The 2,687-nt window shown below is 36.7% G+C and carries 2 protein-coding genes; one reads left to right on the forward strand and one right to left on the reverse strand.

The window, feature by feature from the left end; genetic code table 11:
* A partial coding sequence (locus AC1DO4_RS27700; protein WP_477421009.1) for a S41 family peptidase occupies positions 1-591 on the forward strand: 591 nt, incomplete at its 5' end.
* Positions 592-802: 211 nt separating this feature from the next.
* Here AC1DO4_RS27700 and AC1DO4_RS27705 read toward each other — a convergent pair.
* On the reverse strand, positions 803-2,687 hold a 1,885-nt coding region (locus AC1DO4_RS27705), incomplete at its 5' end, for an outer membrane beta-barrel protein (protein WP_477421010.1).

The following is a 2,687-nucleotide window of genomic DNA, read 5'->3' on the forward strand; positions in this document are numbered from 1 at the left end:
ATTTTAGATGGTGGTGTTGGTTACATCCATTACAATTCGTTTGAAAGTAGCATGGTTCCCATAGATAAAATCTTGCAAGAATTTAAAGATGGTAATGTGAAAGGCTTGATTTTGGATGTACGGGATAACAATGGGGGACAAATGTCCAACGTGGTTAAATTAGCCGGAAGGTTTACTGACCAAAAACGTAAAGTGGGGCACTCAATTTTTAAAACTGGTCCTGGCAAAAACGATTATTCTGATTCTTTAAGTGTGTATGTGGAGCCAGAAGGACTGCTTTGGAATAAACCGGTGATGATATTAACCAATCGCGGATGCTTCAGCGCCTGCAGTTATTTTGTTGAAATTGTAAAACATTTTCCTACTATCAAAGTAATTGGAGCTACTACCGGCGGCGGTGGTGGCATGCCCGCTGAATATGAATTACCCAATGGTTGGGCATACAAAGTTCCGGTTACAGCATTTTTTGGTATCACTGGTTTTAATATAGAAAACGGTGTTCCACCGGATATTATGGCAGAAACCAATGCAGAGAGTGCAAAAATGGGCAAAGATGATATCATAGAAAGGGCTAAGGAGCTACTGAAGTGATGGTAACTTAAAGTCTATTGTCAATAATTTTCGTTTGGATAGGCTTTCTGTTTTGTCAAGCATTTTCTAACAAAAATCTCCGCTTATACTTAGCCCAGGCAAGTGATATTCTCTCCCCTTGTTTTTAGGAGCGTTTGGAGGCTCCCGTTTATTAGTTTCAATCAATCTATCACATCGCTGATTGATTTACCAAGCGGCCTGTTCTTTGCCGTCAATTCTTAATATTAACCCGTTTGTTTTCTTCTTCTGATGAGGTGCTTCTTTTTCTGGAACCTTTTAATTGCTGATTACCAAAAGAATAACTAAAAGTAAGGCGCACATTTCGTGTGTTATAATATTGGTTAAGCCTTAATCTGATATCCTGAAATTCAAGTAAGCCTTTGGTTTTGTTTTGATAAAATATGTCAGAAACGTTTAAGGTGATACTACCGAGACGGTTGAGTATTTTCTTCTCAATACCCAAATCTATATTGCTATTGTTATTTGTTTCTATAAATTCAAAAAGGGTAGGACTGGCAAAATATCCAGAAACTTGACCAGAAAGCGATGTGCTGAATTTAATATTTATCTCAGTGTATAACGTGTAATTCCACTTTGCTTTATTAAAAGTATTGCCAAGGTATATTGCATTGTATTTTTGATTGCTTACAATACCTCCGCCATGGCCTTCTATTATGTTTTTTAACTTAATAGGGAAATTGATCTGCGCTGAAAAATTTTGATATTCTGCCAGATTATCGGCAACACTATAGCTTACTAACCGGGGTTCGTTATTACCATCGATAATAGTTTTTTGCTGTGGAGCATAGTCAAAGATCACATCATTTGTACGGTCGTACGTTAACACAAAAAATGGTAAACCAGAATATGTAACACTTAACTTCCCTGAATGACTTAACTGCGGTTTAATGGTTGGATTACCTTTGGTGTAAGTTTGAGGATCGATATAAAATTCAAACGGATTTTGCTGCTGAAATTTTGGGCGATCAATTCTTCTTCCGTATTGAGCCGTGATAGCAAACACGCTGTCTACATGCCGGGTAATTAGTACGCTGGGAAATGGCTGTATATAATTCCTGTCCACCAGTACAGAGGTGCCTATTTTTCCTTTAGATACGGTTTGTTCAGCTCTTAAACCGGCTTGAAAATCCCATTTGGAAAATTTTGTATGGTATGCCATATAAACGGCATTGATGTTTTCTGTGTAATTAAACTTGTTCGAACGGTTTAAATCCGTAACCCCGTTCTCTTTGAATTCCAGGTTGTTATTTATTTGGGATAAACTTGTTTTTAACCCCATTTCTAATCGGGAGTTTTTATTTAAAGGATAGCTATAATCCGTTTTTAGAGTTTGAATATTTATGGGAGTTTTATTGAGCTGAAAGTTCTGAATGAGATTACCGGATTGTGGTATAACCACAATATTACTTTGATTGGTAATATCGAATTGCGCTATATCTGCATCGATATTTAAGTCCCCGCCGTTTTTATTAAATTGGTGTTTCCAATTTAAGTTAACATTGACGTTCGTCATTTGGGATTTTTGATCGTTGTTACTGGTAAACATATCCAGCAGACTATTATCCAGCATGTTCGTTTTAGTGGATGAACCTTCTGTTATACCTCCGCCATTGCGATGAAAGCCATTAATAAGTAGACCAATCGTGTTTAAGCTGTCAATATAATAGTCTGCCCCGGCGCGAAATGTGTGATAGTTATAATTTGTAGGCTTATAGCTTTTTTGATAATATAAATCATTTTCAAATTGCCTGTTAATCAGGTTTATTTCAAATAGCGACCGGTTTAGATACCCATAATTCCCATAAAAATTCCATTTGTTATTTCGATGATTAAGAGAAATAACTGGGCTGATTCTATGGTACGTTAAATTGCCTTTATTTACAGCATTTTGATCATAAACCCCGCCACCCTGTGTTAAGGAGATAGAGCCGTTGGTACCCGAAGCGCCATTTTTTTTCATGATAATATTAATGATAGCTCCTCCTTCTGCTTCGTTTTTAGCAGATGGATTAGTAATCACTTCAATCTTACTGATATTATTCGCAGGTATTTCACGGATCACCGCATTCATATCT

The sequence above is a fragment of the Mucilaginibacter sp. P5_A6 genome (assembly GCF_056400585.1).